Annotated in this window: 26 protein-coding genes; 19 read left to right on the plus strand and 7 right to left on the minus strand. The window is 74.9% G+C overall.

The window, feature by feature from the left end; translation table 11 throughout:
- The first annotated feature begins 50 nt into the window (after positions 1-50).
- From ACI79F_RS00230 to ACI79F_RS00275, 10 genes are all read left to right on the plus strand, one after another.
- Entirely contained in the window at positions 51-383 is a 333-nt protein-coding gene (locus ACI79F_RS00230) for an AtpZ/AtpI family protein (RefSeq protein WP_456543806.1), read from the plus strand.
- Positions 380-1,207 carry a F0F1 ATP synthase subunit A gene (atpB, locus tag ACI79F_RS00235; RefSeq protein WP_456543805.1) on the plus strand — a complete coding sequence of 276 codons (828 nt, stop codon included), beginning with the start codon at positions 380-382 and terminating at the stop codon, positions 1,205-1,207. The genes ACI79F_RS00230 and atpB overlap by 4 nt, the downstream gene beginning before the upstream one ends.
- 112 nt (positions 1,208-1,319) lie before the next feature.
- On the plus strand, positions 1,320-1,547 hold the full coding sequence (gene atpE, locus ACI79F_RS00240) for an ATP synthase F0 subunit C (protein WP_029432783.1): 228 nt from the start codon (positions 1,320-1,322) through the stop codon (positions 1,545-1,547).
- Between the two features lie 49 nt (positions 1,548-1,596).
- A complete protein-coding gene (locus ACI79F_RS00245) occupies positions 1,597-2,166 on the plus strand; it encodes a F0F1 ATP synthase subunit B (RefSeq protein ID WP_456543804.1) in 570 nt (189 codons plus the stop codon).
- Entirely contained in the window at positions 2,166-3,038 is an 873-nt protein-coding gene (locus ACI79F_RS00250) for a F0F1 ATP synthase subunit delta (protein ID WP_456543803.1), read from the plus strand. The genes ACI79F_RS00245 and ACI79F_RS00250 overlap by 1 nt, the downstream gene beginning before the upstream one ends.
- 61 nt (positions 3,039-3,099) lie before the next feature.
- Positions 3,100-4,734, plus strand: coding sequence for a F0F1 ATP synthase subunit alpha (atpA, locus tag ACI79F_RS00255; protein WP_456543802.1), 1,635 nt, complete (start codon positions 3,100-3,102; stop codon positions 4,732-4,734).
- Between the two features lie 3 nt (positions 4,735-4,737).
- Positions 4,738-5,709, plus strand: a complete 972-nt coding sequence (locus tag ACI79F_RS00260; protein WP_456543801.1) for a F0F1 ATP synthase subunit gamma — start codon at positions 4,738-4,740, stop codon at positions 5,707-5,709.
- Positions 5,710-5,731: 22 nt separating this feature from the next.
- On the plus strand, positions 5,732-7,168 hold the full coding sequence (atpD, locus tag ACI79F_RS00265) for a F0F1 ATP synthase subunit beta (RefSeq protein ID WP_456543800.1): 1,437 nt from the start codon (positions 5,732-5,734) through the stop codon (positions 7,166-7,168).
- A 257-nt stretch (positions 7,169-7,425) separates the two neighbouring features.
- A complete protein-coding gene (locus tag ACI79F_RS00270; RefSeq protein WP_456543799.1) occupies positions 7,426-7,815 on the plus strand; it encodes a F0F1 ATP synthase subunit epsilon in 390 nt (129 codons plus the stop codon).
- Positions 7,816-7,864: 49 nt separating this feature from the next.
- Positions 7,865-8,266, plus strand: a complete 402-nt coding sequence (locus ACI79F_RS00275; protein ID WP_456543798.1) for a DUF2550 domain-containing protein — start codon at positions 7,865-7,867, stop codon at positions 8,264-8,266.
- A 6-nt stretch (positions 8,267-8,272) separates the two neighbouring features.
- Here the strand turns inward: ACI79F_RS00275 and ACI79F_RS00280 are convergent, their stop codons facing one another.
- Positions 8,273-8,848 carry a cob(I)yrinic acid a,c-diamide adenosyltransferase gene (locus tag ACI79F_RS00280; RefSeq protein ID WP_456543797.1) on the minus strand — a complete coding sequence of 192 codons (576 nt, stop codon included), beginning with the start codon at positions 8,846-8,848 and terminating at the stop codon, positions 8,273-8,275.
- Positions 8,849-8,905: 57 nt separating this feature from the next.
- On the opposite strand from ACI79F_RS00280, the gene murA reads away from it, so the two are divergent.
- Complete coding sequence (murA, locus tag ACI79F_RS00285; protein WP_456543796.1) at positions 8,906-10,186, plus strand: UDP-N-acetylglucosamine 1-carboxyvinyltransferase; 1,281 nt, start codon at positions 8,906-8,908, stop codon at positions 10,184-10,186.
- Positions 10,187-10,198: 12 nt separating this feature from the next.
- Here the strand turns inward: murA and ACI79F_RS00290 are convergent, their stop codons facing one another.
- Positions 10,199-10,522: a hypothetical protein gene (locus ACI79F_RS00290; protein WP_456543795.1), complete on the minus strand. Its 324-nt coding sequence runs from the start codon at positions 10,520-10,522 to the stop codon at positions 10,199-10,201.
- 108 nt (positions 10,523-10,630) lie between these two features.
- On the opposite strand from ACI79F_RS00290, the gene ACI79F_RS00295 reads away from it, so the two are divergent.
- The 5 genes from ACI79F_RS00295 to ACI79F_RS00315 all read left to right on the plus strand — a co-directional run bounded on the left by ACI79F_RS00295 (position 10,631) and on the right by ACI79F_RS00315 (position 17,017).
- The gene (locus ACI79F_RS00295; protein ID WP_456543794.1) at positions 10,631-12,658 is read left to right on the plus strand and encodes a methylmalonyl-CoA mutase family protein; all 2,028 of its coding nucleotides are present in this window, start codon (positions 10,631-10,633) and stop codon (positions 12,656-12,658) included.
- A 72-nt stretch (positions 12,659-12,730) separates the two neighbouring features.
- Complete coding sequence (locus tag ACI79F_RS00300) at positions 12,731-14,005, plus strand: diguanylate cyclase domain-containing protein (protein WP_456543793.1); 1,275 nt, start codon at positions 12,731-12,733, stop codon at positions 14,003-14,005.
- Between the two features lie 9 nt (positions 14,006-14,014).
- Positions 14,015-14,806 carry an enoyl-CoA hydratase-related protein gene (locus tag ACI79F_RS00305; RefSeq protein WP_456543792.1) on the plus strand — a complete coding sequence of 264 codons (792 nt, stop codon included), beginning with the start codon at positions 14,015-14,017 and terminating at the stop codon, positions 14,804-14,806.
- 88 nt (positions 14,807-14,894) lie between these two features.
- Entirely contained in the window at positions 14,895-15,425 is a 531-nt protein-coding gene (locus ACI79F_RS00310; protein ID WP_456543791.1) for an NUDIX hydrolase family protein, read from the plus strand.
- Between the two features lie 239 nt (positions 15,426-15,664).
- Positions 15,665-17,017: a dicarboxylate/amino acid:cation symporter gene (locus tag ACI79F_RS00315; RefSeq protein WP_456543790.1), complete on the plus strand. Its 1,353-nt coding sequence runs from the start codon at positions 15,665-15,667 to the stop codon at positions 17,015-17,017.
- Positions 17,018-17,068: 51 nt separating this feature from the next.
- On the opposite strand, the gene ACI79F_RS00320 is transcribed toward ACI79F_RS00315, so the two are convergent.
- Complete coding sequence (locus ACI79F_RS00320) at positions 17,069-17,929, minus strand: hypothetical protein (protein ID WP_456543789.1); 861 nt, start codon at positions 17,927-17,929, stop codon at positions 17,069-17,071.
- Between the two features lie 180 nt (positions 17,930-18,109).
- Between ACI79F_RS00320 and nucS the strand changes: the two genes are divergently transcribed.
- The 3 genes from nucS (at position 18,110) to ACI79F_RS00335 (ending at position 20,988) form a co-directional block, all read left to right on the plus strand.
- Positions 18,110-18,781 carry an endonuclease NucS gene (gene nucS, locus ACI79F_RS00325; RefSeq protein WP_456543788.1) on the plus strand — a complete coding sequence of 224 codons (672 nt, stop codon included), beginning with the start codon at positions 18,110-18,112 and terminating at the stop codon, positions 18,779-18,781.
- A 115-nt stretch (positions 18,782-18,896) separates the two neighbouring features.
- Entirely contained in the window at positions 18,897-20,678 is a 1,782-nt protein-coding gene (locus ACI79F_RS00330) for a 3-hydroxyacyl-CoA dehydrogenase family protein (protein WP_456543787.1), read from the plus strand.
- Between the two features lie 73 nt (positions 20,679-20,751).
- Positions 20,752-20,988, plus strand: coding sequence for a hypothetical protein (locus tag ACI79F_RS00335; protein WP_456543786.1), 237 nt, complete (start codon positions 20,752-20,754; stop codon positions 20,986-20,988).
- Here the strand turns inward: ACI79F_RS00335 and ACI79F_RS00340 are convergent.
- From ACI79F_RS00340 to ACI79F_RS00355, 4 genes are all read right to left on the minus strand, one after another.
- Positions 20,985-21,653: a class F sortase gene (locus ACI79F_RS00340; RefSeq protein WP_456543785.1), complete on the minus strand. Its 669-nt coding sequence runs from the start codon at positions 21,651-21,653 to the stop codon at positions 20,985-20,987. The two genes, ACI79F_RS00335 and ACI79F_RS00340, sit on opposite strands and share 4 nt — an antisense overlap.
- Positions 21,650-22,516, minus strand: coding sequence for a DUF4397 domain-containing protein (locus ACI79F_RS00345; RefSeq protein ID WP_456543784.1), 867 nt, complete (start codon positions 22,514-22,516; stop codon positions 21,650-21,652). The genes ACI79F_RS00340 and ACI79F_RS00345 overlap by 4 nt, the downstream gene beginning before the upstream one ends.
- A 118-nt stretch (positions 22,517-22,634) precedes the next feature.
- Entirely contained in the window at positions 22,635-23,390 is a 756-nt protein-coding gene (locus tag ACI79F_RS00350; RefSeq protein ID WP_456578855.1) for a hypothetical protein, read from the minus strand.
- Positions 23,391-23,659: 269 nt separating this feature from the next.
- Complete coding sequence (locus ACI79F_RS00355; protein ID WP_456543782.1) at positions 23,660-25,081, minus strand: hypothetical protein; 1,422 nt, start codon at positions 25,079-25,081, stop codon at positions 23,660-23,662.
- Between the last annotated feature and the right edge of the window lie 110 nt (positions 25,082-25,191).

The raw sequence follows: 25,191 nt of genomic DNA on the forward strand, positions 1-25,191 counted from the left end.
CCGCCGCACCCCGGAAGGCCGGGAACGCGCGGCTGATAGTGTCCGCAGCGATGGCCGAGGACGACCCGAGACCTGGGTCCGCCAGGCCCTCGCCCGACAGACCTGCCGGGGGCGGCAGCGGTGCCGAGACCGGATGGGCGGTCACCGGCACGCTCATCTCCGGGATGGCCGTGTGGGGCGGGGCCGGGTGGCTGCTCGACCAGTGGCTGGACACGCGCGTGTTCTTCCCGGTCGGCATCATCCTCGGCATGGCGGTGGCGATCTACGTGGTCGTCCTCCGGTTCGGCGGCCTGCCCTCGCCATCAGGGGCGCCGCGCACCAGACACAGCACCAGCCCGGGCGGACGACGGAGCCGGCCCAGGACGCAGAAGGGACAACGGTGACCTCCAGCGCCCTCGCGCTCGCAGACGTGCTCGCTGTCGAGTCCGGCTCGGGTGACGGGTTCCAGGCCCCCGGCCTCGAAGAGTTCTACCCGGAGCCCCTGTTCGAGTTCTCGGTCCTCGGGGTCGACTTCGCGATCACCCGCATCGTCCTGGGCCTGTGGTTCGCCACCGCCGCGATGCTCGTGTTCATGGCGCTGACGGTGCGCAAGCCGTCGATCATCCCCGGGAAGATGCAGTTCATCGGGGAGGGCGGCTACTCGCTGGTCCGCGACGGCATCGCCCGCGACGTCGTCGGCCCCCGGGGCCTCCCGTTCGCGCCGTTCCTCGCGTCGCTGTTCTTCTTCATCCTCGCCAACAACTTCATGGCGATCCTGCCGCTGGCGCAGATCTCCCCGATGTCGAGGTTCGCCTTCCCGCTGGTCCTCGCGGCGATCTGCTGGGTGCTCTACATCTACATCGGCATCCGCGAGCAGGGGGCCGGCAAGTACTTCAAGGACATCCTGTTCCTGCCCGGCGTGCCCAAGCCGATGTACATCCTGGTCACGCCGATCGAGATCCTGCAGAACTTCGTCGTCCGGCCGTTCACGCTGGCGGTCCGGCTCTTCGCGAACATGTTCGCCGGCCACATGCTGCTGGTCGTCTTCTCCCTCGGCGCCGTCTACCTGTTCGGCCGCGACAACTTCTCGGTGGTCTTCGGCCCGGTCTCGGCGCTCATGGCGATCGTCATGACCTTCTTCGAGCTGCTGGTCATCTTCCTGCAGGCCTACGTCTTCACCGTGCTGATGGGCACGTACCTGAACGGGTCGATCGAGGCCGAGCACTGAGCCCCGCGTAGGTCGGCTCCCCCCGACCGGGACCCCCCCGAACTGCACCACCGCACCACCCCCGAAAGCCGCCCGGCAGACGCCGGGCGACGACACAGGAGGAACACCTCGCATGGACCTGTTGGCAGAGCTGACCGGCAGCATCGGTTCGGTGGGCTACGGCCTCGCCGCGATCGGCCCGGGCATCGGTGTGGGCATCGTGTGGGCGGCCTACATCCAGGCCACCGCCCGTCAGCCCGAGTCGGCCGGCCTGACCCGGACCTACGCCTTCCTCGGCTTCGCCCTCTCCGAGGCGCTGGCCCTGATCGGCTTCGTCGTCCCCTTCGTCTTCGGCACCTGATCCGTACTCCTCGGTACGGGTTCCGACTCCAGACAGGGACACTGAGAGCATGAGCATCCTCGCTGCGGAGGAGCACAACCCGCTCCTGCCGCCGGTCGGCGAGATCATCATCGGCTTCATCGCGTTCGCGATCGTCATGGTGGTGTTCTTCAAGTTCATCGCGCCGCGGTTCGAGCAGGTCTTCCGTGCTCGTCGCGAGGCGATCGAGGGCGGCATCGAGCGTGCCGAGGCGATGCAGGCCGAGGCGAAGCAGGCGCTGGAGCAGTACCGCGCCCAGCTCGCCGAGGCCCGGACCGAGGCCGCGCAGATCCGCGACCAGGCCCGCGCCGAGGGGCAGCAGATCCTCGAGGAGCTGCGCACCCAGGCCCAGGAGGAGTCGGCCCGGATCGTGGCCCGCGGGGAGGAGCAGCTCGCGGCCTCGCGCCAGCAGGTCCTCAACGAGCTGCGGACGCACATCGGCACGCTGGCCGTCGACCTCGCCGGTCGCGTCGTGGGCGAGTCGCTGAGCGACGACGCCCGCCGGCGCGGCACCGTCGACCGGTTCCTCGACCAGCTCGAGGGCATGGCCGGCGGCCCGGACGGCCGGGCCGGCGCGACGGTGCCCGAGGGCAGCCGCTGATGGACGCCGCCAGCCGGGCAGCCATGGCCGAGGCGCGGGAGCGCCTGTCCGAGCTCACCCGACCGGCGTCGGGGCTGCTCGAGCGGGCCCGGGACCGGGTGACCGGTCAGCCGCGCGTCGTCGAGTCCGCCGACCTGGTCGGGCTGGCCGAGGAGCTGTTCGCCTTCGCGCGCCTGCTCGACACGCAGCCGTCGCTGCGGCGGGCCCTGTCCGACCCGGCGGTCAAGCCGGCGGACCGGGCCGCGCTCGCGCAGCGGCTGCTGGCGGGCAAGGTCTCCGGCGCGGCGCTCGACCTGGTGGAGACCCTCGCCCGGCAGCGCTGGTCGCGGCCGTTCGACCTCGTGGAGGCGTCCGAGACCCTCGCGACGGAGGCCGCGCTCGACGCGGCCGACGCCCGTGGTGAGCTCGAGAACGTCGAGGACGAGCTGTTCCGCTTCGGCCGGATCGTCGACGGCGACCCCGCGCTGTCGCGGATCCTGTCCGACCGCTCCGGTCCGGCCGCCGGGAAGACCGCGCTGCTGGACCGGCTGCTCTCCGGCCGGGTCAGCTCGGTCACCGAGCTGCTGCTGCGGAACCACCTGACCCGCCCCACCGTTGCCAACGCGGAGACGGCCATCGAGCGGCTCTCCGAGGTGGCCTCCCGCCGCCGCGGTCAGTCGGTCGCGCACGTGACCGCCGCCGCCCCGCTGTCCGCCGTCCAGGAGCAGCGGCTGGCCGGGGTGCTCGGCCGGATCTACGGGCGGGCGATCGGGCTGCAGGTGACCGTCGACCCCGAGGTGCTCGGGGGCCTGGTGATCCGCGTCGGTGACGAGGTCATCGACGGCAGCGTCCTGCGCCGCCTGGACGAGGCCGGCCGCCGCCTCGTCGGCTGACCCGAGCCCCCACCCGACCCGCAACACAGACACGACCCCCGCAGGGAAGAGGACGCGAGCCATGGCCGAGCTGACGATCTCCGCAGACGAGATCCGCAGTGCCATCCAGAACTACGTCACCGAGTACTCCCCGGACGTCTCCCGGGAAGAGGTCGGGATCGTCACCGAGGCCGGCGACGGCATCGCCCGGGTCGAGGGCCTGCCCTCGGTCATGACCAACGAGCTGCTCGAGTTCGAGAGCGGCGTCCGCGGTCTGGCGCTGAACCTGGACGTGCGCGAGGTCGGTGTCGTCATCCTCGGCGACTTCGCCGGCATCGAGGAGGGCCAGCAGGTCCGCCGCACGGGCGAGGTCCTGTCGGTGCCGGTGGGCGAGGGCTACCTCGGCCGCGTCGTCGACCCGCTCGGCAACCCGATCGACGGCGGCGGCCCGGTCGCCACCACCGGCCGGCGCGCGCTGGAGCTGCAGGCGCCCACCGTCGTGCAGCGCAAGTCGGTGCACGAGCCGCTGCAGACCGGGATCAAGGCCATCGACGCCATGACCCCGATCGGCCGCGGCCAGCGCCAGCTGATCATCGGCGACCGCCAGACCGGCAAGACCGCGATCGCCATCGACGCGATCATCAACCAGAAGCAGGCCTGGGCCACCGGCGACCCGGCGCAGCAGGTGCGCTGCATCTACGTCGCCGTCGGCCAGAAGGGCTCGACGATCGCCTCGATCCGCTCGGCCCTCGAGGAGGCCGGCGCGATGGAGTACACGACCATCGTCGCCGCCCCCGCCTCCGAGGCCGCGGGCTTCAAGTACATCGCCCCCTACACCGGCTCGGCCATCGGCCAGCACTGGATGTACGAGGGCAAGCACGTCCTGATCGTCTTCGACGACCTGACCAAGCAGGCCGAGGCATACCGCGCGGTCTCGCTGCTGCTGCGCCGTCCGCCGGGCCGCGAGGCCTACCCGGGCGACGTCTTCTACCTGCACTCCCGCCTGCTGGAGCGCTGCGCCAAGCTCTCCGACGACCTGGGCGCCGGCTCGATGACGGGTCTCCCGCTCATCGAGACCAAGGGCAACGACGTGTCGGCCTACATCCCGACCAACGTCATCTCGATCACCGACGGGCAGATCTTCCTCGAGACCGGTCTGTTCAACTCCGGTGTCCGCCCGGCCATCAACGTCGGCATCTCGGTGTCCCGCGTCGGTGGCTCCGCGCAGATCAAGGCGATGAAGTCGGTCGCCGGCCGCCTGCGGCTGGACCTCGCCCAGTTCCGCGAGCTCGAGGCGTTCTCCTCGTTCTCCTCGGACCTGGACGCCGCCAGCCGGGCCACCCTGGACCGCGGCCAGCGCCTGGTGGAGCTGCTCAAGCAGGGCCAGTACAGCCCGTACCCGGTGGAGCGCCAGGTCGTCTCCCTGTGGCTGGGCACCACCGGCAAGCTGGACAAGGTGCCGGTGAGCGAGGTCCGCCGGTTCGAGTCGGAGTTCCTCGACTTCGTCGGCCGCAGCGAGAGCGGCGTCTACGACGAGATCCGGCAGACCCGGGCGCTGGGCGACGACTCCGTGTCCGGCCTCGAGCGGGCCGTCGAGCAGTTCTACGGCCAGTTCCAGCTCTCCGACGGCGGCACGCTGGTCAACGAGCCCGAGGCCGAGGCCATGGACGCGTCCGAGCGTGGCCAGGAGCGCGTCCAGGTCAAGCGGAGCGCCTGACCCATGGCCGGAAACCTCCGCGCGCTGCGGCGCCGCATCCGCTCCACCAAGTCGACGAAGAAGATCTTCTCGGCCCAGGAGCTGATCGCCGGCGCCCGCATCGTGCGAGCCCAGGCGCGGGTGGAGGCCTCCAAGCCGTATGCCCGCGAGATCACCCGGGTGCTGTCGGCGCTGGCGTCCTCGGCGTCGCTGGACCACCCGCTGCTCACCGAGCGGCAGAACCCGCGGCGGGCCGCGGTGCTGGTCATCACCTCCGACCGCGGGTTCGCCGGCTCGTACAACGTGAACGTCCTGCGCCGGACCGAGGAGCTGCTGTCGCTGCTGCGGCAGGAGGGCAAGGAGCCGGTCCTGTACGTCGTCGGCCGCAAGGGCGAGACGTACTACCGGTTCCGCAACCGGCAGATGGCCGACACCTTCACCGGGTTCTCCGAGCAGCCGGCCTACACCGACGCCCAGCGCGTCGGCCAGGAGCTCATCGACGTCTTCGCCGCCGGTGAGGACGACGACGAGAGCGGCGCCGGTGCCGACGGCGTCCTCGGCGTGGACGAGCTGCACATCGTCTACACCGAGTTCCGGTCGCTGCTGGCCCAGGTCCCGGTCGCCAAGCGGATGGCCCCGCTGGAGGTCGAGGAGGTCGAGGAGTTCGACTACGAGCGGGAGGACCGCGAGGCCGGCCGCACGGCCGACTCCGGCGTCCCCACCTCCTACGAGTTCGAGCCCTCGGCCGAGGCCCTGCTCGACGCGCTGCTGCCGAAGTACGTCACCACCCGCATCTACGCGGCGATGCTCGAGGCCGCGGCCTCGGAGTCGGCGTCGCGCCGGCGGGCGATGAAGTCGGCGTCGGACAACGCGGAGGAGCTGGCCAAGAACCTCGCCCGGCAGGCCAACCAGATCCGCCAGGCAGACATCACCCAGGAGATCAGCGAGATCGTCGGCGGCGCCGACGCGCTGGTCTCGGCGAACGCAGACGACTGAACGAGGGCAGGAGAGCCACCTCATGACCGTCACCGAGGACCGTCCGACCACCCAGGCGACCGGCCGCGTCGTCCGGGTCACCGGGCCGGTCGTCGACGTCGAGTTCCCCCGCGACGCGATGCCCGACCTGTTCAACGCCCTGGAGGTCGAGGTCACCCTCGCCGACCTGGGCAAGACGCTGACCCTCGAGGTCGCCCAGCACCTGGGCGACAACGTGGTCCGCACCATCTCGATGCAGCCGACCGACGGCCTGATCCGCGGCGCCCAGGTGGCCGACACCGGCCGGCCCATCTCGGTGCCGGTCGGCGACGTGACCAAGGGCCACGTGTTCAACGCCCTCGGCGAGTGCCTGGACTCCCCGGGCTGGGGCGCCGACGCGCCGCACTGGGGCATCCACCGCAACCCGCCGCGGTTCGACCAGCTCGAGGGCCGTACCGAGATGCTGGAGACCGGCATCAAGGTCATCGACCTGCTCACGCCCTACGTGGCCGGCGGGAAGATCGGCCTGTTCGGCGGCGCCGGCGTGGGCAAGACGGTGCTCATCCAGGAGATGATCCGCCGGGTCGCCCAGGAGTTCGGTGGCGTGTCGGTGTTCGCCGGCGTCGGCGAGCGCACCCGCGAGGGCAACGACCTCATCACCGAGATGACCGAGTCCGGCGTCATCGAGTCCACCGCGCTGGTCTTCGGCCAGATGGACGAGCCGCCGGGCACCCGCCTGCGGGTCGCGCTGTCGGCGCTCACGATGGCGGAGTACTTCCGCGACGAGCAGAACCAGGACGTGCTGCTCTTCATCGACAACATCTTCCGGTTCACCCAGGCCGGCTCCGAGGTGTCCACGCTGCTGGGCCGCATGCCCTCCGCCGTGGGTTACCAGCCGACCCTCGCCGACGAGATGGGCCAGCTCCAGGAGCGGATCACCTCGACCCGTGGCCGGTCGATCACCTCGATGCAGGCGATCTACGTGCCCGCCGACGACATCACCGACCCGGCGCCGCACACCACGTTCGCCCACCTGGACGCCACGACGAACCTGTCGCGGCCGATCTCGGAGAAGGGCATCTACCCGGCCGTGGACCCGCTGGACTCCACCAGCCGGATCCTCGACCCGCAGTACGTCGGGCAGGAGCACTACCAGGTCGCGCAGCGGGTGAAGCAGATCCTGCAGCGCTACCAGGAGCTCCAGGACATCATCGCCATCCTCGGCATCGACGAGCTCGGCGAGGAGGACAAGGTCACGGTCAACCGGGCCCGGCGCATCGAGCGCTTCCTCTCGCAGAACATGTTCGTGGCCGAGGCCTTCACCGGCCAGCCCGGCTCCTTCGTGCCGCTGTCGGAGACCCTCGAGGCGTTCAAGGCGCTCACCGAGGGCCAGTACGACCACGTGCCGGAGCAGGCCTTCTTCATGTGCGGTGGCCTCGAGGACCTCGAGCGCAACGCCGACAAGCTGAAGAAGGGGTAAGGACCACCCTCCTCCCCGCACCTCGCACGCTCGGTCCGGGCCCCTGGAGGGCGGCCGGTCCAGCGAGCGCCGACAGGCCGGGTCCCCGCGCGGGGGCCCGGCCTGTCGCGTCCCGCGGCCCGCGGCGCGCGGTCACCCGGACGGGTGGGCGTCCGGGCGTGTCGCGGACGCCGTTACAGTGGGCTCGACCCGTCGCCGCGTCCCTCCCGGGCCGGCGCCCGCACACCGCCCGACGGCGGTGCACCCCGAGGAGTGTCGTGGCGACCCTGCAGGTCGAGTTGGTGGCCGTCGAGCGGACGATCTGGTCCGGCGAGGCGAGCATGGTCATCGCCCGCACCACCGAGGGCGAGCTCGGTGTGCTGCCGGGCCACGCCCCCCTGCTCGGCCAGCTGGCCGACGGCGGCGTCGTCACGATCCGCACCACCGAGGGCGAGGACCTCGTCGTCGCCGCGCACGGCGGGTTCCTGTCCGTGACCGCCCAGGGGGTCTCGATCCTCGCCGAGACCGCGGAGATCTCCGGCGAGATCGACGTCGAGCGCGCCCGCGACGCGCTGCGCCGCGCCGAGTCGGAGGGCGACGACCCCGACGCACTGGCCGCCGCCCGCCGCGCCCAGAGCCGGCTCCGCGCCGCGGGCCAGCAGGCCTGAGCTCGCTGCCGGTCCCACCCGCTCCGCCCTGGCGCCCGGGACGCACCCCATGACCACGGTCGTGCTGGTGCTGGCCGGGGTGCTGCTGCTCGTCCTGGTGGTGGCGTTCCTGCTGCGCCGGCGGTTCCTGCTCTCCGGGCTGGGCGCGGTCACCATGTGGCTGCGCCCGGGCGGGTCGTCGCGCTGGTCGGTCGGCGTCGCCTGGTACGGCGGGGACGCGCTGCTCTGGTACCGCGCGGTGTCGCTGTCGGTCCGCCCGCAGCAGCGGCTGTGCCGGTCGGAGCTCGAGGTGGCCGGCCGGCGCGGGGCCACCCGCGAGGACGTGGCGCTCCCCGACGACGTCGTCGTCCTGTCCTGCCGCACCGGCGTGGGCCCGCGCGACCTGGCGATGGACCCCTCGACGGTGACCGGCTTCCTCTCCTGGGTGGAGTCCGCCCCCCGCGGGCGCTGAGCGCCGCTACGACCGGGCGCCGCCGGGCTGCCAGAGCACGTCGCCGCCGGGGTTGGCGCGGCGGGCGAGGATGAACAGCAGGTCCGACAGGCGGTTGAGGTAGCGCGCGGTCTCCGGGTTGGTGCGGTCGGCGTCGGCCTGCAGCAGCGCCCAGACGCTGCGCTCGGCGCGGCGGGCGACCGTCCGCGCCTGGTGCAGCAGCGCGCCCAGCGGCGTGCCGCCCGGCAGGATGAAGCTGGTGAGCGCCGCGAGGTGCTCGTTGTGCTCGTCGCAGGCCGCCTCCAGGCGCGCGGTGTACTCCGCGGTGACCCGCAGCGGCGGGTGGGCCGGGTCCGGCACGATCGGCGTGGACAGGTCGGCGCCGACGTCGAACAGGTCGTTCTGCACGCCGCGCAGCAGCGCCGCGATCTCCTCGGGCGGCGCCCCCAGCGCCAGGGCCACCCCCAGGACGCTGTTGGTCTCGTCGACGTCGGCGTACGCCACGAGCCGGGGGTCGGTCTTGGCCACGCGGCTCATGTCGCCGAGGTGGGTCTGCCCCGCGTCGCCGGTGCGCGTGTAGATGCGGGTCAGCCGGACCGTCATGCCGGGCAGCCTATGTGCTCACCGACGGGTGATCGCCGGGCGCCGTAGGGTGATCGCGTGGAGTGCTTCGAGGTCGCCGGCGGCACCGCCCTCACCGGCCGGGTCCGTGTCACCGGGGCCAAGAACAGCGCCCTGAAGCTGATGGCCGCCGCGCTGCTGGCCGCGGGCCGGACGACGATCGACGAGGTCCCCGACATCCTCGACGTCTCGATCATGAGCGAGGTGCTGCGCCGGCTCGGCTGCGGCGTCACCTACGAGCGGCAGCCCGGCACCGGCGGCGGCGGGCGGGTCACCATCGACGTCCCCGAGGAGCCGGGCACCGAGACCGACTACGACCTGGTGCGCAAGATGCGGGCCTCGATCAGCGTGCTCGGGCCGCTGGTGGCGCGGTGCGGCAGCGCGCGGGTCGCCCTGCCCGGCGGCGACGCGATCGGCTCCCGCGGCCTGGACATGCACATCTCGGGCCTGGAGCGGCTCGGCGCCACCATCGACAGCGAGCACGGCTTCCTCGTGGCCAAGGCCCCCCGCCTGGTCGGGACGACGATCTGGCTGGACTTCCCGTCGGTCGGGGCCACCGAGAACCTGGTCATGGCCGCGGTCCTGGCCGAGGGCACGACCGTGGTCGACAACGCCGCCCGCGAGCCGGAGATCGCCGACCTCTGCGCGATGCTCAACGCGATGGGCGCCCGCATCGACGGTGCCGGCACCTCCACGATCACCGTCGAGGGCGTCACCGGGCTGCAGCCGGTCGCCTACACCACCGTCACCGACCGGATCGTCGCCGGCACGTGGGCCATCGGCGCGGTGATGACCCGCGGGGACGTCGTCATCGAGCGGGCCGTGCCCGAGCACCTCACGGTCGCGCTGGACAAGCTGACCGACGCCGGCGCCTCCATCGAGGTGGTGCCCGAGGGCCTGCGGGTCGTGATGACCGAGCGGCCACGCTGCGTCGACGTCGTCACCCTGCCGTTCCCCGGCTTCCCGACCGACCTGCAGCCGATGGCGGTGGCGCTGGCCGCCGTCTCCTCGGGGACGGCGCTGATCACGGAGAACGTCTTCGAGGGCCGGTTCATGTTCGTCAACGAGCTGGTCCGGCTCGGTGCGCACGTGCGCATCGACGGCCACCACGCCGTCGTCCGCGGGCGGGAGCGGCTGTCCAGCGCGCCGGTGCTGGCCACCGACATCCGCGCCGGCGCGGGCCTGGTGCTCGCCGGCCTGGTCTCCGACGGGGTCACCGAGGTGGCCGACGCCTACCACGTCGACCGCGGCTACCCGGACTTCGTGAACCAGCTGCGCGGGCTGGGCGCGACGATCGAGCGCGTCACCAAGGCCGACTGAGGCGGGGACGCCTCAGCCGGGGAACGTCGACGCCAGGGCGCGGGCGCGCTCGGCGTCCTCGGGGAAGACCAGGACCTCGGCCCGGTGCGGGCCGGGGAAGCGCACGGTCGAGCGGATGTCGGCGTCGGAGAGCACGGCGCGCAGCGCGAGCGCCGACTCGCGGCTGGACGCGGTGGCCACCCGGACCAGCAGCCCGTCGTCGGCCGGCGCCGGGCGCCGGCGGGTCTGCGTGCCCCCGGTGCCGAAGGCCCACCGCATGAACAGCGCGAGCAGGGCGAGGACGGCGAAGACCACCACCGGCCCGGTGGCGTAGTGCAGGCTCCCGGCGACTGCCACGGCGTCCTCCCCCCGGTCCGGTCCGGTCCGTACGTCGATCGAGTGTGCCACCGCCGGTGCCCCGGGGGCGGGGATGCTACTGACGAGTAACCCCCCTATCCTCCGTGCATGCCGTTCCCCTCGTCGCCGGAGGAGCGCGACCGTCCCTGGGTCATGCGCACCTACGCGGGCCACTCCTCGCCCGCCGAGTCCAACGCCCTGTACCGCCGCAACCTGGCCAAGGGCCAGACCGGCCTGTCGGTCGCCTTCGACCTGCCGACGCAGACCGGCTACGACCCCGACGACGAGCTGGCCGTCGGGGAGGTGGGCAAGGTCGGCGTCCCGGTCACGCACGTCGGCGACATGCGGGCGCTGTTCGACGGCATCCCGCTGGACGAGATGAACACGTCCATGACGATCAACGCGACGGCGATGTGGCTGCTCGCGCTCTACCAGGCCGTCGCCGAGGAGCACGGCCACGACGTCAGCAAGCTGGCCGGCACCACGCAGAACGACATCATCAAGGAGTACCTGTCGCGGGGCACCTACGTGTTCCCGCCCGGGCCCTCCCTGCGGCTGATCACCGACATGGTCGCCTACACGGTGACGGCCATGCCGAAGTGGAACCCGACCAACATCTGCAGCTACCACCTGCAGGAGGCCGGCGCGACGCCGGTGCAGGAGATCGCCTACTCGCTGTCGACCGCGATCGCCGTGCTGGACTCGGTGCGCGACTCCGGGCAGGTGCCGCAGGAGCGCTTCGGCGAGGTGGTCGCCCGCATCTCCTTCTTCGTCAACGCGGGCGTCCGCTTCGTCGAGGAGATGTGCAAGATGCGCGCCTTCACCCAGCTGTGGGACGAGCTGACGCGGGAGCGCTACGGCGTCCAGGACCCCAAGCACCGGCGCTTCCGCTACGGCGTGCAGGTCAACTCGCTCGGCCTGACCGAGGCGCAGCCGGAGAACAACGTCCAGCGGATCGTGCTGGAGATGCTCGCGGTGACCCTGTCCCGCGACGCCCGCGCCCGCGCGGTCCAGCTGCCGGCGTGGAACGAGGCGCTGGGCCTGCCGCGGCCGTGGGACCAGCAGTGGTCGCTGCGGCTGCAGCAGGTGCTCGCCTACGAGACCGACCTGCTCGAGTACGAGGACCTGTTCACCGGCTCGGTCGTCGTCGAGCGCAAGGTCGCCGACCTCGTCGAGGGGGCCCGCGCCGAGATGGCCCGGGTCGAGGAGATGGGCGGTGCGGTCGCCGCCGTCGAGTCCGGCTACATGAAGGGCCGGCTCGTGGCCTCGCTGGCCGAGCGGCGCCGGCGGATGGAGAGCGGGGAGGACGTCGTCGTCGGCGTCAACCGGTTCGAGGGCACCGAGCCCAACCCGCTCACCGCGGACCTCGACACCGCGATCATGGTCGTCGACCCGGCGGTGGAGGCCGCGGCGGTCGAGTCGGTGCAGAAGTGGCGGGCGCAGCGGGACCCCGAGCCCGTGCGGCGGGCGCTCGAGCGCCTGCGGCAGGTCGCCGGCACCGACGAGAACCTCATGGACGCCACGCTGGAGTGCGCCCGCGCCGGCGTGACGACGGGGGAGTGGGCCGGGGTGCTGCGCGAGGTGTTCGGCGAGTACCGCGCCCCGACCGGCGTGGCCGCGGCCAGCGGCGGCGGCGGGGACGAGGGGCTCGCCGACGTCCGCGAGCGGGTGCGGGCCACCGGCGAGGAGCTCGGCGGCCGGCTGCGCCTGCTGGTCGGCAAGCCCGGCCTCGACGGGCACTCCAACGGCGCCGAGCAGATCGCCGTGCGGGCCCGCGACGCCGGCTTCGAGGTCGTCTACCAGGGCATCCGCCTCACCCCGGCGCAGATCGTCTCGGCCGCGGTGGAGGAGGACGTGCACGTCGTCGGGCTGTCGGTGCTCTCCGGCTCGCACCTGCAGGTCGTGCCGGCGGTGCTGCGCGGCCTGCACGAGGCGGGGCTGGACGACGTCCCGGTCGTGGTCGGCGGGATCGTGCCGGACGGCGACGCGCGCCGGCTGCGCGAGCAGGGCGTCGCCCGGGTGTTCACGCCCAAGGACTTCGCCCTGACCGACATCATGGGCCAGATCGTCGACGTCGTCCGCGAGGCCCACGGGCTCCCGGCCGGGTCCGGCGGGCGGGTGCCCTCCCCGGCCTGAGCCGGGGGCGGATCCGCCGTCTCGTGTCGGAACGTGTGTGCACGGTGACCGTGAGCGGTTAGCCTGCCGCAGGTGGAGTCCCCCCGCAGTGCCGTCGCCGACCCCGCCCGGCTGGCCGCCCTCGCCAGCTACCGGCTGGGCGGCCACGCCGGGGACGACGACCTCGACGCGGTCGTCGCCTACATGGCCCGCGCCCTGGACGCGCCGATCGCGGTGATCAACCTGGTCGGTCCCGACCTGCAGTGCTTCCCGGCGGAGATCGGCGTCGGCGCGCCGTTCTCCCACGTCCCCGACGAGCTGTCGTTCTGCGCCTACGTGGTGGCCAGCGGGGAGCCGCTCGAGGTGAGCGACGCGCTCGCGCACCCGGTGTTCGCCGACAACCCGGCCGTGGCCGCCGGGGCGATCCGCTCCTACCTCGGGGTGCCGCTGGTCGACGCCGACGGCTTCGTCCTCGGCTCGCTCGGGGTCTTCGACGACGACGTGCGCACCTTCCTCGACGAGGGCCTGGAGAGCCTGCAGATCCAGGTCCGGCTGGTGCGCAGCGTGCTGTCGCTGCGGCGGCAGGTGGCCGCCCACCGCTGGGACGCCCGGCTGCTGGCCATGCACAACCGGGCGCTGGAGGGCGTGGCCACCGGCTGGGCGCTCGACGACGTGCTCGACCTGGTCGCCGCGACGGTCCGGGAGCTCGCGCCGGACGCCGACCCGGCCCAGCGGCTGGCCCTCGACGAGACCGTGGCCCGGCTGTCGACGATCGCCAGCGACGCCGACGCCTGGAAGCGCGCGCTCACCCGCACCGCCCGCCAGGACGCGCTGACCGGCCTGGCCAACCGCGGGCACCTCCTCAGCGCCGGGGAGGAGGCGCTGACCAGCCGCGGCGGCGCCGTCCTCTTCGTCGACGTCGACCGGTTCAAGGAGGTCAACGACCGCGCCGGGCACGCCGTCGGCGACCAGTTGCTGACCCGCCTGGCCCGGCGGCTGGAGGCCGGGGTGGCCGCCTTCCCCGGCGTGGTGGTGGGCCGGCTCGGCGGCGACGAGTTCGCGGCGGTGCTGCCCGGGCTCGCCCGGGAGGAGGCGGCGGTGGTGGGGGAGCGGCTGGTCGCCGACCTCGCCGACGAGATCGAGGTGGGACGCCGGACCGTGCGGGTGTCGGTCAGCATCGGGCTGGCCGTGGCCGGGCCGGGGACGACGTTCGCCGACGTGCTCGCCGAGGCCGACCTGGCGATGTACGGCGCCAAGGCGCGCGGCCGCGGCCTGCTGCACGCCGGCGCCCGCGGGGAGGAGCTGCCCGTGCCGCGGCCCGCCGACGAGGCCCCGTCGGCCGGTGCCCGGGAGGCCGCGGCTCGGTAGCGTCGCGCCATGAGCGGGAACGCGGGCGGGGAGACGGTCGGGGCCCCTCGGGTCGAGCGCGACGGTGACGTCGTCACCGTGACGATGTGCCGCCCCGCGCGGCGCAACGCGCTCTCCCGCGAGCACCTCACCCAGCTGCTGGCGGCGGTGACCGCGGTCGGCGGCACCGACGCGACCGGCCTCGTGCTGGCCGCCGAGGGGCCCGTCTTCAGCGCGGGCCACGACTTCGCCGACGTGGCCGGGCGGCCGGTCGCCGAGGTCCGCAGCCTGCTCGCCCTGTGCACCGAGCTCATGCAGACCCTGCAGGCGGTGCCGCAGGTGGTGCTCGCCCGCGTGCACGCGCTGGCCACCGCGGCGGGCTGCCAGCTGGTCGCCTCCTGCGACCTCGCCGTCGCCGCCGAGTCCGCCGGCTTCGCCGCGCCCGGCGGCAAGGGCGGCTGGTTCTGCCACACGCCGATGGTCGCGATCGCCCGGAACGTCGGCCGCAAGCGCGCCATGGAGCTGGCCCTCACCGGCGACGTCATCGACGCCCGCACCGCGCTGGAGTGGGGGCTGGTCAACCGGGTCGTGCCCGACGCCGAGCTGGACGCCGCCGTCGCCGACCTGATGGGCCGCGCCACCCGCGGCTCGCGGGCGAGCAAGGCCTGGGGCAAGACGACGATGTACGCCCAGCTGGACCGGCCCGAGCGGGACGCCTACGACGTCGCCGTCGAGGTCATGGCCGCCGCCAGCCAGCTCGAGGGCGCCCGCGAGGGGATGACGGCGTTCCTGGAGAAGCGCCCGCCCGTCTGGCCCGACTGACGAAGGACCCCCGTGCCCCCCGGGCCTCGCTCCGCTCGGCCCGGGACCCTGCACGGGGGCCGAGCCCGGGGTCGGATAGACAGTGCGGGTGACCGAAGTGACGCAGTCCGGCGCCGGCTGGCTCTCCCCGGAGGAGATGGGCGCCGCCCGCGAGCGGCTGCCCATCCTCTACGTCGACGCCGTGCCGGTCCGGGTGGACGACCACGGGCAGGTCACCGCGGTCGGGCTGCTGCTGCGGATCGGCGAGGACGGGCAGGTCAAGCGAGCGCTGGTGTCCGGCCGCGTGCTGTACCACGAGCGGGTCCGCTCGGCCCTGCTGCGGCACCTGGAGAAGGACCTCGGCCCGCTGGCGCTGCCGCGGGTGCCGCCGGCGCCGCAGCCGTTCACGATCGCGGAGTACTTCCCGACGCCCGGGGTGACCGCCTTCCACGACCCGCGCCAGCACGCGGTCTCGCTGGCCTACGTCGTCCCGGTCGAGGGGGACTGCGCCCCGCAGCAGGACGCGCTCGAGCTGACCTGGTTCTCGCCGGACGAGGTCCGCGACCCCGGCGTCCTCGCCGAGCTCGCCGGCGGGCAGGGCACCCTGCTGCTGCAGGCCCTGGCCCACCTCGGCGCCTGACCGCCGTCGGCGGAGTCGCTCGGGCGCGGGAGGCGGCACCGAGCGACTCCGCTCGGGGCCGTGAGACCGCGCACAGCCGGGATGCCGCGCGCCCGCGCCGGCATTGACCCTCCCGTGCACGACACCTGGGGGCTCACGCGTCGGCGCGTCGTCGACTTCGGGCGCGCGACCGCCGGCCGCTGACGCGCGCCCGCGTCCGGTCCGCCCCGAGAAACCCCCGCTCCAGAACAGGTCCCCCCATGCTCGCTCGTCTCCGCCGCGTGCCGTTCGCGGCGCAGGTCCTGCTCGGCCTCGTGCTGGGCATCGCCCTCGGGCTCGTCGCCCGGGAGATCGGTCCCGTCGCCGACGGGACCCCCAACTGGCTGACCAGCACCCTGCAGACCGTCGGCGGCACCTTCGTCACGCTGCTGAAGGTGCTGGTGCCGCCGCTGATCGTCACCGCCGTGATCGTGAGCATCGCCAACCTCAAGCAGGTCTCCAACGCCGCCCGGCTGGCCGGCCAGACGCTGCTGTGGTTCGCGATCACCGCGCTGATCGCCGTCGCGATCGGCATCGGCCTGGGGCTGCTCACCCAGCCCGGCCGCAACAGCTCCGTCGACGCCGCCGCCCAGGCGGCCCCGGAGACCACCGGCTCGTGGTGGGACTTCCTCACCGGGCTGGTGCCCGCGAACATCCTCGGGCTGCAGAGCTCCCCGGACGGCGGCCTGTCGTTCAACGTGCTGCAGCTGATCGTGCTGTCCGTGGCGATCGGCGTCGCGGTCCTCAAGGTCGGCGAGCCGGCCGAGCCGTTCCTCGCGCTCACCCGCTCCGCGCTGGCCATCGTGCAGAAGGTGCTGTGGTGGGTCATCCTCCTGGCGCCGCTGGGCACCGTCGGCCTGATCGGCAACGCGGTCGCCAGCTACGGCTGGGGGTCCCTCGGCTCGCTCGGGGTCTTCGCCGGCGCCGTGTACGCAGGCCTGGCCCTGGTGCTGTTCGTCGTCTACCCGGTGCTGCTGCGCCTGCACGGCCTCTCGCCGGTGCGGTACTTCGCCGGCGCCTGGCCGGCCATCCAGCTGGCGTTCGTCTCCCGGTCCTCCATCGGCACCCTGCCGGTGACCGAGCGGGTGACCGAGCAGAACCTGGGCGTGCCGCGGTCCTACGCCTCGTTCGCCGTGCCCCTGGGCGCGACGACGAAGATGGACGGCTGCGCCGCGATCTACCCGGCGCTGGCCGCGATCTTCGTCGCGCAGTTCTTCGGCGTGGACCTGTCGATCACCGACTACCTGCTGATCGCCCTCGTCTCGGTCGTCGGCTCGGCCGCGACCGCAGGGGTCACCGGCGCGGTGGTCATGCTGACCCTGACGCTGTCCACGCTGGGCCTGCCGCTGGCCGGCGTCGGGCTGCTGCTGGCGATCGACCCGATCCTCGACATGGGCCGCACGGCGGTGAACGTCGCCGGACAGGCCCTGGTGCCGACGATCGTCGCCCGGCGCGAGGGCATCCTCGACGTCGAGCGCTACCGGTCCACCTCGACGATCGACCCGATGGCCCGCGCCGAGGAGCGCGGCGGGGTCGACGCCGATCTGCGCGAGCCCCAGCCCGCGGCCGCCTGACGGATCCCCCTCGCGGGCCCGGTCCCCTCGGGGGCCGGGCCCGCGGTCGTCTCAGGCGCCCAGGCCGGCGCAGCCGGTCTCGTGCGGCAGCAGCGGGCGGAACGACAGCGCCCAGCGGGAGCCGTCGGCCGCGACCCACGGCGTGCGGGCGTTCGCGGCGGCGGCCGCGTCGAGCACCGCGGCGGTGTCGGCGCCGGTGACGGTCAGGCAGGAGAGCCCGAGCGCCGGCGTCAGCGGCTCGCCGGGGAGCGCCGGCCCGGGCCAGGCGGCGTCGGGCTGGGGCAGCTCGGGGTCGGTGTCCGCCTCGGTCCACGGCCGGCCCACCACGGCGAGCGCCGCCGGGGTGTACGGCTCGCCCGCCGTCCCCGCCGCGGCGGTGAGGGCGTCGACCAGCCCGAGCAGCGCCGCGCGCGCCTCCCGCTGCGCCGGGGTGAGGTCGTCGTCGGCGCCGGCGGACTCGGCCAGCGCGTACACCTCCCGCACGTACGTGCCCTCGGCCGTGACGAGCGTGAACCGGGTGGCGGGCGCGTCGGCGATCGGCGGGGCGCCGAGGTCGCCGGTCCCGGTCACCCCGGCGGCCTCGGCCTGCTCCACCAGCCCCCGCAGCGTCGCCTCGTCGACGTGCGACACCTGCACGTTGGGCAGCGCCGGCCCCGGGTAGATCGCCGCGACCGGGCCCTCCGCGAGCACCCGCCCGTCGGAGTACACGCTGACCAGCGGCAGCCGGGTGGCCAGCATCTCCGGCGTCACGAAGCCGCCGGTGTGCGCGACCTGCAGCACCAGGCCGTCGGGCAGCGGCGGTGCGGGCGGCGGCGCGCCGGCGTCCCCGCCGTCGTCCGGCCGCTCGGCACACGCGCACAGCAGCACCAGCGCGAGCACGGCGAGCGCGCCGCGCAGGGAGGTCCTCGTCACGGTCGCTGGACGTCCGGCGGGGCACCCCGGTTCCCGCCCCGTCACGGCAGCCCCGGCCGCCCCGCTCGTTCAGCCCCCACCCACCCCGCTCGTTCAGCCCCCACCCACCCCGCTCCGTCAGCCCCCACCCCACCCCGCTCCGTCAGCCCCCACCCACCCCGCCGGGTACCGTCCTCCTCCGTGCGCCTGGTCATCGCCCGCTGCTCGGTCGACTACATCGGGCGGCTCACCGCCCACCTGCCCATGGCCTCGCGGCTGCTGCTGGTGAAGGCCGACGGCTCGGTCTCGGTGCACGCCGACGACCGCGCCTACAAGCCGCTCAACTGGATGACCCCGCCCTGCACGCTGCGCGAGGAGCTCGCCGACGGCGCGGGCACCTGGACGGTCACCAACAAGGCCGGCGAGCAGCTGGTGATCACCATCGAGTCGGTGGAGCACGACTCCTCGCACGAGCTGGGCGTCGACCCGGGGCTGCAGAAGGACGGCGTGGAGGCCGAGCTGCAGCGGCTGCTCGCGCTGCACGTGGACACCTTCGGCGCGGGCTGGTCACTGGTGCGCCGCGAGTTCCCGACCGCGATCGGCCCGGTCGACCTGCTGTGCCGCGACGCCAGCGGCACCACCGTCGCCGTCGAGGTCAAGCGGCGGGGGGAGATCGACGGCGTCGAGCAGCTCACCCGGTACCTGGAGCTGCTGAACCGCGACCCGCTGCTCGCGCCGGTGCGGGGGGTGTTCGCCGCGCAGGAGATCCGGCCCCAGGCACGGGTGCTGGCCACCGACCGCGGCATCGACTGCCTGACGGTCGACTACGCCGTCCTCAAGGGCACCGACGACCCCTCCCAGCGCCTGTTCTGACCCGCCCACCGGCCGCGGCCCACGGCCCGTGGTTACTCGCGGGTAACCCCGGCGCGCGGGCGCTGCGGCCGGGTGGGAGACTCCCGTCGATCAGCGATCGGGAGGAGATGGCAGCGTGGCCAGAGAACTGACCGAGGTCGGCGTCGTCGGCCTGGGCACCATGGGCGCCGGGATCAGCGAGGTGCTCGCCCGGGCGGGCCTGTCGGTGACGGCCGTGGACGTCGACGGCGACGCGGTGGCTCGCGGGCGCGAGCACGTCGAGCAGTCCACCGAGCGCGCGGTGGCCCGCGGCAAGCTCGACCCGGCCGAGCGGGACGAGATCCTCGGCCGGATCCGCTACGCCACGACGCTGGAGGCGCTGGCGCAGGCCGAGCTGGTCATCGAGGCCGTGCCGGAGCGGATGGAGCTCAAGACCGAGATCTTCGGCAAGCTCGACGCGATCTGCCCGCCGGACACCATCCTGGCGACCAACACCTCCAGCCTCTCGGTCACCGAGCTGTCGGTGGCCACCGGCCGGCCCAGCCGCGTGATCGGCATGCACTTCTTCAACCCGGCGCCGGTCATGAAGCTGGTCGAGGTGGTGCGCACGGTCGTCACCGAGCCCTCGGTGGTCGAGGACGTCGAGGCGCTGGCCGCCCGCCTGGGCAAGGTCGACGTGACCATCGGCGACCGCGCCGGGTTCATCGCCAACGCGCTGCTCTTCGGTTACCTCAACCACGCGGTGTCGATGTTCGAGAACCGCTACGCGTCGCGAGAGGACATCGACGCGGCGATGCGGCTGGGCTGCGGGCTGCCGATGGGGCCGCTGGCGCTGATGGACCTCATCGGCATCGACACCGCCTACGAGATCCTCGACACGATGTACAAGCAGTCGCGCAACCGGCTGCACGCGCCCAGCCCGATCATCAAGCAGATGATGACCGCCGGGCTGCTGGGCCGGAAGTCCGGCCGCGGCTTCTACACCTACGCCCAGCGCGACTCCGCCGAGGTCGTCCCCGACGCGTTCACCCCGGCGCCCGGCGGCGCCGCGGCCGGCGCCCGCCCCGTGTCCGCGGTCGGCGTCGTCGGCTCGGGGACGATGGCCACCGGCATCATCGAGGTCGTCGCCAAGGGCGGCTACGACGTCCTCTTCCACGCCCGGTCGGCGGAGAAGGTCGAGGCGGTCACCCGGGCGCTGACCAAGAGCCTGGACAAGCAGGTGGCCCGCGGCCGCCTCGACGAGGCCGCCCGCGACGAGGCGCTGGGCCGGGTGCGGGGCACCACCGACCTCGACGAGATGGCCGACCGCGACCTGGTCATCGAGGCCGTGGTCGAGTCGCTGCCGGTCAAGGAGGCGCTGTTCGCCGCGCTCGGGGAGATCGCCAAGCCCGGCGCGGTCCTGGCGACGACGACCTCCAGCCTGCCGGTCATCGAGTGCGCCCGGGCCTCGGGCCGCCCGGCCGACGTGGTGGGCCTGCACTTCTTCAACCCGGCGCCGGTGATGAAGCTGGTCGAGGTCGTCTCCACGATCTCCACGGCCGCCGACGTCACGGCCACCGCCTACGCGGTCTGCGAGAAGCTGCGCAAGCACCCGGTCTCCTGCGCCGACCGGGCCGGGTTCATCGTCAACGCGCTGCTGTTCCCCTACCTCAACGACGCGGTGAAGATGCTCGAGGCGCACTACGCGACCGCCGACGACATCGACGCCGCGATGAAGGTGGGCTGCGGCTACCCGATGGGCCCGTTCGAGCTGCTCGACGTCGTCGGCCTGGACGTGTCGCTGGCCATCGAGCGGGAGCTCTACACCGAGTTCCGCGAGCCCGGGTTCGCCCCCGCCCCGCTGCTGGAGCACCTGGTCACCGCCGGCTACCTCGGCCGCAAGACCGGCCGCGGCTTCCGCGACTACGCCCGCAGCTGACCCGGTGCCCCGACGGCGCGCCCGGGCCGGGTCGAGTCCTCGCCGGACCGACCCGGCCCGGCGTGCCGAGCGGGTGGAGGAAGCCGCGGACGGCGACTGGGTCGTCCGGTCGCTGACCGGCGCGGCGAGCACCAAGAGCTACCGCTGCCCGGGCTGCGACCAGGAGATCCGGCCCGCGACGCCGCACGTGGTCACCTGGCCGGCCTATCCGCGCGACTCCGACCTCGACCCCTGGGACATCGACTCCGCGGCGGACACCCGGCGGCACTGGCACGCCGCCTGCTGGCGGGCCCGCGACCGTCGCCGCTAGGCGAGCCGCGCGAAGACGACGACGTTGTCGCGGTAGCTGCGCTGCGACCGGTCGAACTCGCCGCCGCAGGTGACCAGCCGCAGCTGCGCGTCCGGGGTCGGCCCGTAGACCGCGTCGGTGGGGAAGGCGTCCTTGGGGTGGCGCTCGACGCGGGTCACGGTGAACCGCGCCGTGGTCCCGTCCGCGCGGTCGACGAGCACCTCGTCCCCGGGGGCCAGCTCCCGCAGCCGCCAGAACACGGCCGGGCCGGCGGTGGAGTCGACGTGGCCGGCCAGCACCGCCGGGCCGACGTCCCCCGGCGCCGGGCCGCCGGTGAACCAGCCGGCCCGGCCGTGGTCCGCCGGGGTCTGCAGGGCGCCCGCTCCGTCGAGCCCCAACCGCTCCAGCCCGGTGTCCACGCCGATCGCCGGCACGCGGACGCGCACCGGCTCGGCGACCGCCTGGGCGGTGCGGGCCTGCAGGACCACCGGGGGGCCGGAGGCGACGGCGGCGTCCGGGGAGGGGGGGTCCGGGGAGGCGGCGGGGGCGGGCTCGGGCGCGAGCGCGGCCACGGTGCCGGCCCCGGCGGCGACCACGGCCAGCAGCAGGCGCAGCGCCCTCAGCCGCCACCGGCGCGGCGCGCGGTGGCGGGACGGCGGCCGGCGGTGCCGGGCGGGCTCGGTCACGGGCCCCAGGACGACGCCGCGTGCCGGCCGGCCGCCGTCCGCCGCCCGGCCCGGGACGCGACGGCGCACAGCCCCGCCCCCACGACGACGACGGCCAGGGCGACTCCGACGGCCACCGGCAACGGCGACCCGCCGGCCGCACCCCCGGCCCCGGCCTCCACGCCCCCGGCGGGGACGGCGCCGGCCCCGGCGGCGTCCAGCACCGGCCGCACGGTCAGGCCGCCGCCGGGGGCGTCGAGCACCAGGAGGCTGTAGACCGCACCGGCGGCGACGTCGGCGGACAGCGCCACCGGCTGCCCGCCGGCGGGGGTCACCGCCAGCGCCGTCGCGCCCGCGGGCACGTCGACGTACCCGCTCGTGTCCGCGAACGCCAGGTGGGAGGCCACCGGCCGGCCGCCGGGCAGGGCCACGTCCAGCCGGCCCGCCGTGGCCGCGGCGGCGACGACCCGCATGCGCGCCGAGCCGGCCGGCGGCGGGGTGAGGTCGTCCTCGAGCACCTCGAGGCCGAGGTCGGCGAACGCGCCCACGCCGGCCACCGTCCGCGCCTGCCCGGCGCCGACCTCGACGGTCGTCGACAGCACCGGCGGGGCGGCCGGGTCGGCGCCGGCCTGGCGCATGCTCACCGTGTACGTGCCGGGCGGCAGCTGCTGGTAGTCCGAGACGACGCCGTAGCCCACCCCGGGGAAGGTCTGCCCGCTGCCAGGGGACGACACCGAGTCGACGGAGACGTCCACCGGCGGGGTGTCGGGGGACAGGTGCGCCAGGCGCAGCAGCCCCGGGTCGGCCGCCGCGGCGGCGCCCGTCGGCAGCGCCGCGCCCACGGCGGCGAGCAGCGCGACGAGGACGGCACGGGCGATCCGCACGATCAGCTCCTCCTGGTGGTCGGGCCGGTGGTCGATCGGCCCCCGGACCGCAGTCGTGCTCCGTCGCGCGCTGCCGCCCTACGTCTACCGGGCCGGTCCCGGCGCCGCACGCCCGGGGTCAGGGCGCGGCCGTGCCGACGACGGCGTCCGGCCCGGGGGCGTAGCGGAAGCCGATGAGCACGCCGTCGCCGGTGACCTCCACGGAGTCCGGGGCGAACGGGGGCCGCTGGGCGTCCAGCCAGGCGACCAGGCGCTCGGTCGCGGCGCCGTCGGCCGGCACGGGCCGGCCACCGACGGCGTCCACGACCACCCGCCGGGCCGGGGCGCTGCCGGCCTCCTCGCCGGGCGCGGCGGGGAAGGACCAGAGCCCCACGCCCTCCTGCGCGGTCAGCGCGGCGACGAGCGACAGCAGGCGGGGGTCGACGTCCCCGCCGGCGAGGACCTCCCGGGCGCCGCCCTCGGCCCGGGTGGTCGGGTTGGCGAGCACCGCGGCGGCCAGCGCCTCCCGGCGCCGCCGCTGCTCCTCGGTGGGCTCGACCGGGGCGAGGTCGACCAGCAGCAGCGCTGCGGCCCCGGGACGGTCGAAGCGGGCGAGCAGCCGGCTGCCCGGCGGCGGCGTCTCGACCAGGGCGAGGAGGGGGTCGGCGCCGCGCGGCGGATCGGTCAGGGCCGCGGCGTCGGCCCCGGCGCGCAGCAGGACCTCCCGCACCTGGGGGGCGGCCGCGACGGCGCCGTCCTCGGGCAGCTCGGTGCGCAGCCAGTCGAGCAGGGCCGTCGGCGCGTCCGCCGGTCCGGTGACGGGGGCGCGGTCGGCGGCGTCCCGCGCGGGGTCGTCGCGGGCGTCGTCGTCCCTGACCAGCCCGACCACGACCACGACGGCGACCGTGACGAGGGCGGCCGCGAGCGCCGGCCACCGCCCGGCGCGCCGGGCGGCGGCCGGCGCGCTGCACCGGCGACGGTGCGCGGCGCGCCGGCCCGGCGCGGCCCGCCGCGGTGCGGCACCCGTCCGCGCGGCGCCCTCGGGAGCCGCGTGCCGGGGCCCGCCCCGTCGCCCGTCCCCCGGTGCTCCGGGGGGAGCGTCGGCGGGGTCGTGCACGGTTCTTCCGTACCGACCGGCCCCGGCGGGGCGCGGCGGAGCGGGGATCAGCGACGCGCCGCGGGCGCGGCGGCCTCGCTGTCGGACTCGGTGGCGGTGCCGGCGGCCGGGGGGCGCTCGGCGGACTCGGCGCGGTTCTCGGGGGCGGCGTCGCCGCGCTGCTCGGCGCGGTCGGCGGCGGCCTCGCCGGGGGTGACCGCCGGCTGCACGAGGGTCGGCGGGTCGACCGGGCGCGACGGGGCGGCGCTGCTCCCGGCCGGGCGGGCAGCCGGCTGCGGTGCGGTCACCGGGCGGATGACCTGCGTCTGCGAGGCCGGGGGCGTCTGGGGTGCGGGCGGGGTGGTCGCCGGCCCGCCGCTGGCGGTCTGCAGCGCGACCTGCGTGGTCGGGCCCTGCGGCGGGACCGCCGGCTGGGGGCCGGTCGCCGGGCGGTGCGCGCCGCGCTGCACGGCCGGCTGGGTCTGCGGCGCCGGCGGGCGGACCGGCTGACGCGCCGCGGCGGCCTCCCCGGCGCCGGGAGCCGGCTCGCGGGGCGGGGCCGGGTGCGCGGCCTGCTGGGGAGCGGCCGGCTGGGGAGCCATCTGCTGGGGAGCGGGGGGCTGCGGGGCGCCGGTCTGGGGGGCGGGCGCCGGGCGCGCCGCCTGCTGCTGCGCCGGGCCGGCCGCCGGACGGTCGCTCAGGTCGGGCAGCGTGCCGAGGATCCGGCGCGCCTCCAGCAGGCGGCCGGTCAGCTCGTCGCGGACGCTGCGGATGGCCGCGGCCGCCGCCTCGGCCTCGCCGACCAGCGCGGCGGCGTGCTGCTCGGCGGCGGCCACCCGCTGCCGGGCCGCCTCGGCCGAGGCGCGGTCGCGCTCCTCCTCCAGCCGGGCGGCCTCCGCGCGCCGGGCGCGCTGGGCGATCTCGAAGTCCTCCTCGACCTTGGCGCGCCGGGCCTGGGACTCCGCGTCGAGGCGGGCCACCTTCTCCTGCGCCTTGGTCACCAGCTCGTCGGCCCGGATCTGGGCCTTGCTGGCGATCTGCTCGGCGTTCTGCCGGGCCTCGGCGAGCATCCGCTCCACCTCGGCCTGCCCGGCGGCGTGCCGCTCGTGCATGGCGCGTTCCTCGGCGGCGGTCTGCTCGCGCAGCGCCTGCGCCTCCTGCTCGGCGGCCCGCCGGATGTCAGCGGCCTCCTCCTCGGCCAGCCGGAGCATGTGCGAGATGCGCTCGCTCATGTTCTCGAACGTCGCCGGGCCCGCGTTGGCGGCCTTGCGGCGCAGCTGGTCGATCTCGGCGTGCATGGCCGACAGCTGGCCGGCGAGGTCGCCGGCCCGGCCCATGGCGGCGTCGCGGTCGGCCAGGGCCACCCGGATGTCGGCCTCGAGCCGCTCGATCGTCTCCGCCACCTGGTGGCGGTCGAAGCCCCGCAGGACCACGTCGAACGAGTGCTGTGCCTCGCGCATCGGCACCGGGTCGCGGCGGGGATCGGTCATGCGGTCATCCTCGCAGAGTCGGCGGGGCTCGTCGGCGTGTCGGTCGAGGTCCCTCCCGGGCCCCGGACCTCGACGATAGAACGCGGAGCTGGATGTGCGGAGCCCTGTGC

It is taken from the genome of Blastococcus sp. SYSU D00868 (genome assembly GCF_054050575.1).

Excerpts from the sequence above, each read along its gene's own strand:
- ACI79F_RS00230 (WP_456543806.1), top strand. The coding sequence starts at position 51 with ATGGCCGAGGACGACCCGAGACCTGGGTCCGCCAGGCCCTCGCCCGAC.
- atpE (WP_029432783.1), top strand. The coding sequence starts at position 1,320 with ATGGACCTGTTGGCAGAGCTGACCGGCAGCATCGGTTCGGTGGGCTAC.
- ACI79F_RS00245 (WP_456543804.1), top strand. The coding sequence starts at position 1,597 with ATGAGCATCCTCGCTGCGGAGGAGCACAACCCGCTCCTGCCGCCGGTC.
- ACI79F_RS00250 (WP_456543803.1), top strand. The coding sequence starts at position 2,166 with ATGGACGCCGCCAGCCGGGCAGCCATGGCCGAGGCGCGGGAGCGCCTG.
- atpA (WP_456543802.1), top strand. The coding sequence starts at position 3,100 with ATGGCCGAGCTGACGATCTCCGCAGACGAGATCCGCAGTGCCATCCAG.
- ACI79F_RS00260 (WP_456543801.1), top strand. The coding sequence starts at position 4,738 with ATGGCCGGAAACCTCCGCGCGCTGCGGCGCCGCATCCGCTCCACCAAG.
- atpD (WP_456543800.1), top strand. The coding sequence starts at position 5,732 with ATGACCGTCACCGAGGACCGTCCGACCACCCAGGCGACCGGCCGCGTC.
- ACI79F_RS00275 (WP_456543798.1), top strand. The coding sequence starts at position 7,865 with ATGACCACGGTCGTGCTGGTGCTGGCCGGGGTGCTGCTGCTCGTCCTG.
- ACI79F_RS00280 (WP_456543797.1), bottom strand. The coding sequence starts at position 8,848 with ATGACGGTCCGGCTGACCCGCATCTACACGCGCACCGGCGACGCGGGG.
- ACI79F_RS00295 (WP_456543794.1), top strand. The coding sequence starts at position 10,631 with ATGCCGTTCCCCTCGTCGCCGGAGGAGCGCGACCGTCCCTGGGTCATG.
- ACI79F_RS00305 (WP_456543792.1), top strand. The coding sequence starts at position 14,015 with ATGAGCGGGAACGCGGGCGGGGAGACGGTCGGGGCCCCTCGGGTCGAG.
- ACI79F_RS00315 (WP_456543790.1), top strand. The coding sequence starts at position 15,665 with ATGCTCGCTCGTCTCCGCCGCGTGCCGTTCGCGGCGCAGGTCCTGCTC.
- ACI79F_RS00355 (WP_456543782.1), bottom strand. The coding sequence starts at position 25,081 with ATGACCGATCCCCGCCGCGACCCGGTGCCGATGCGCGAGGCACAGCAC.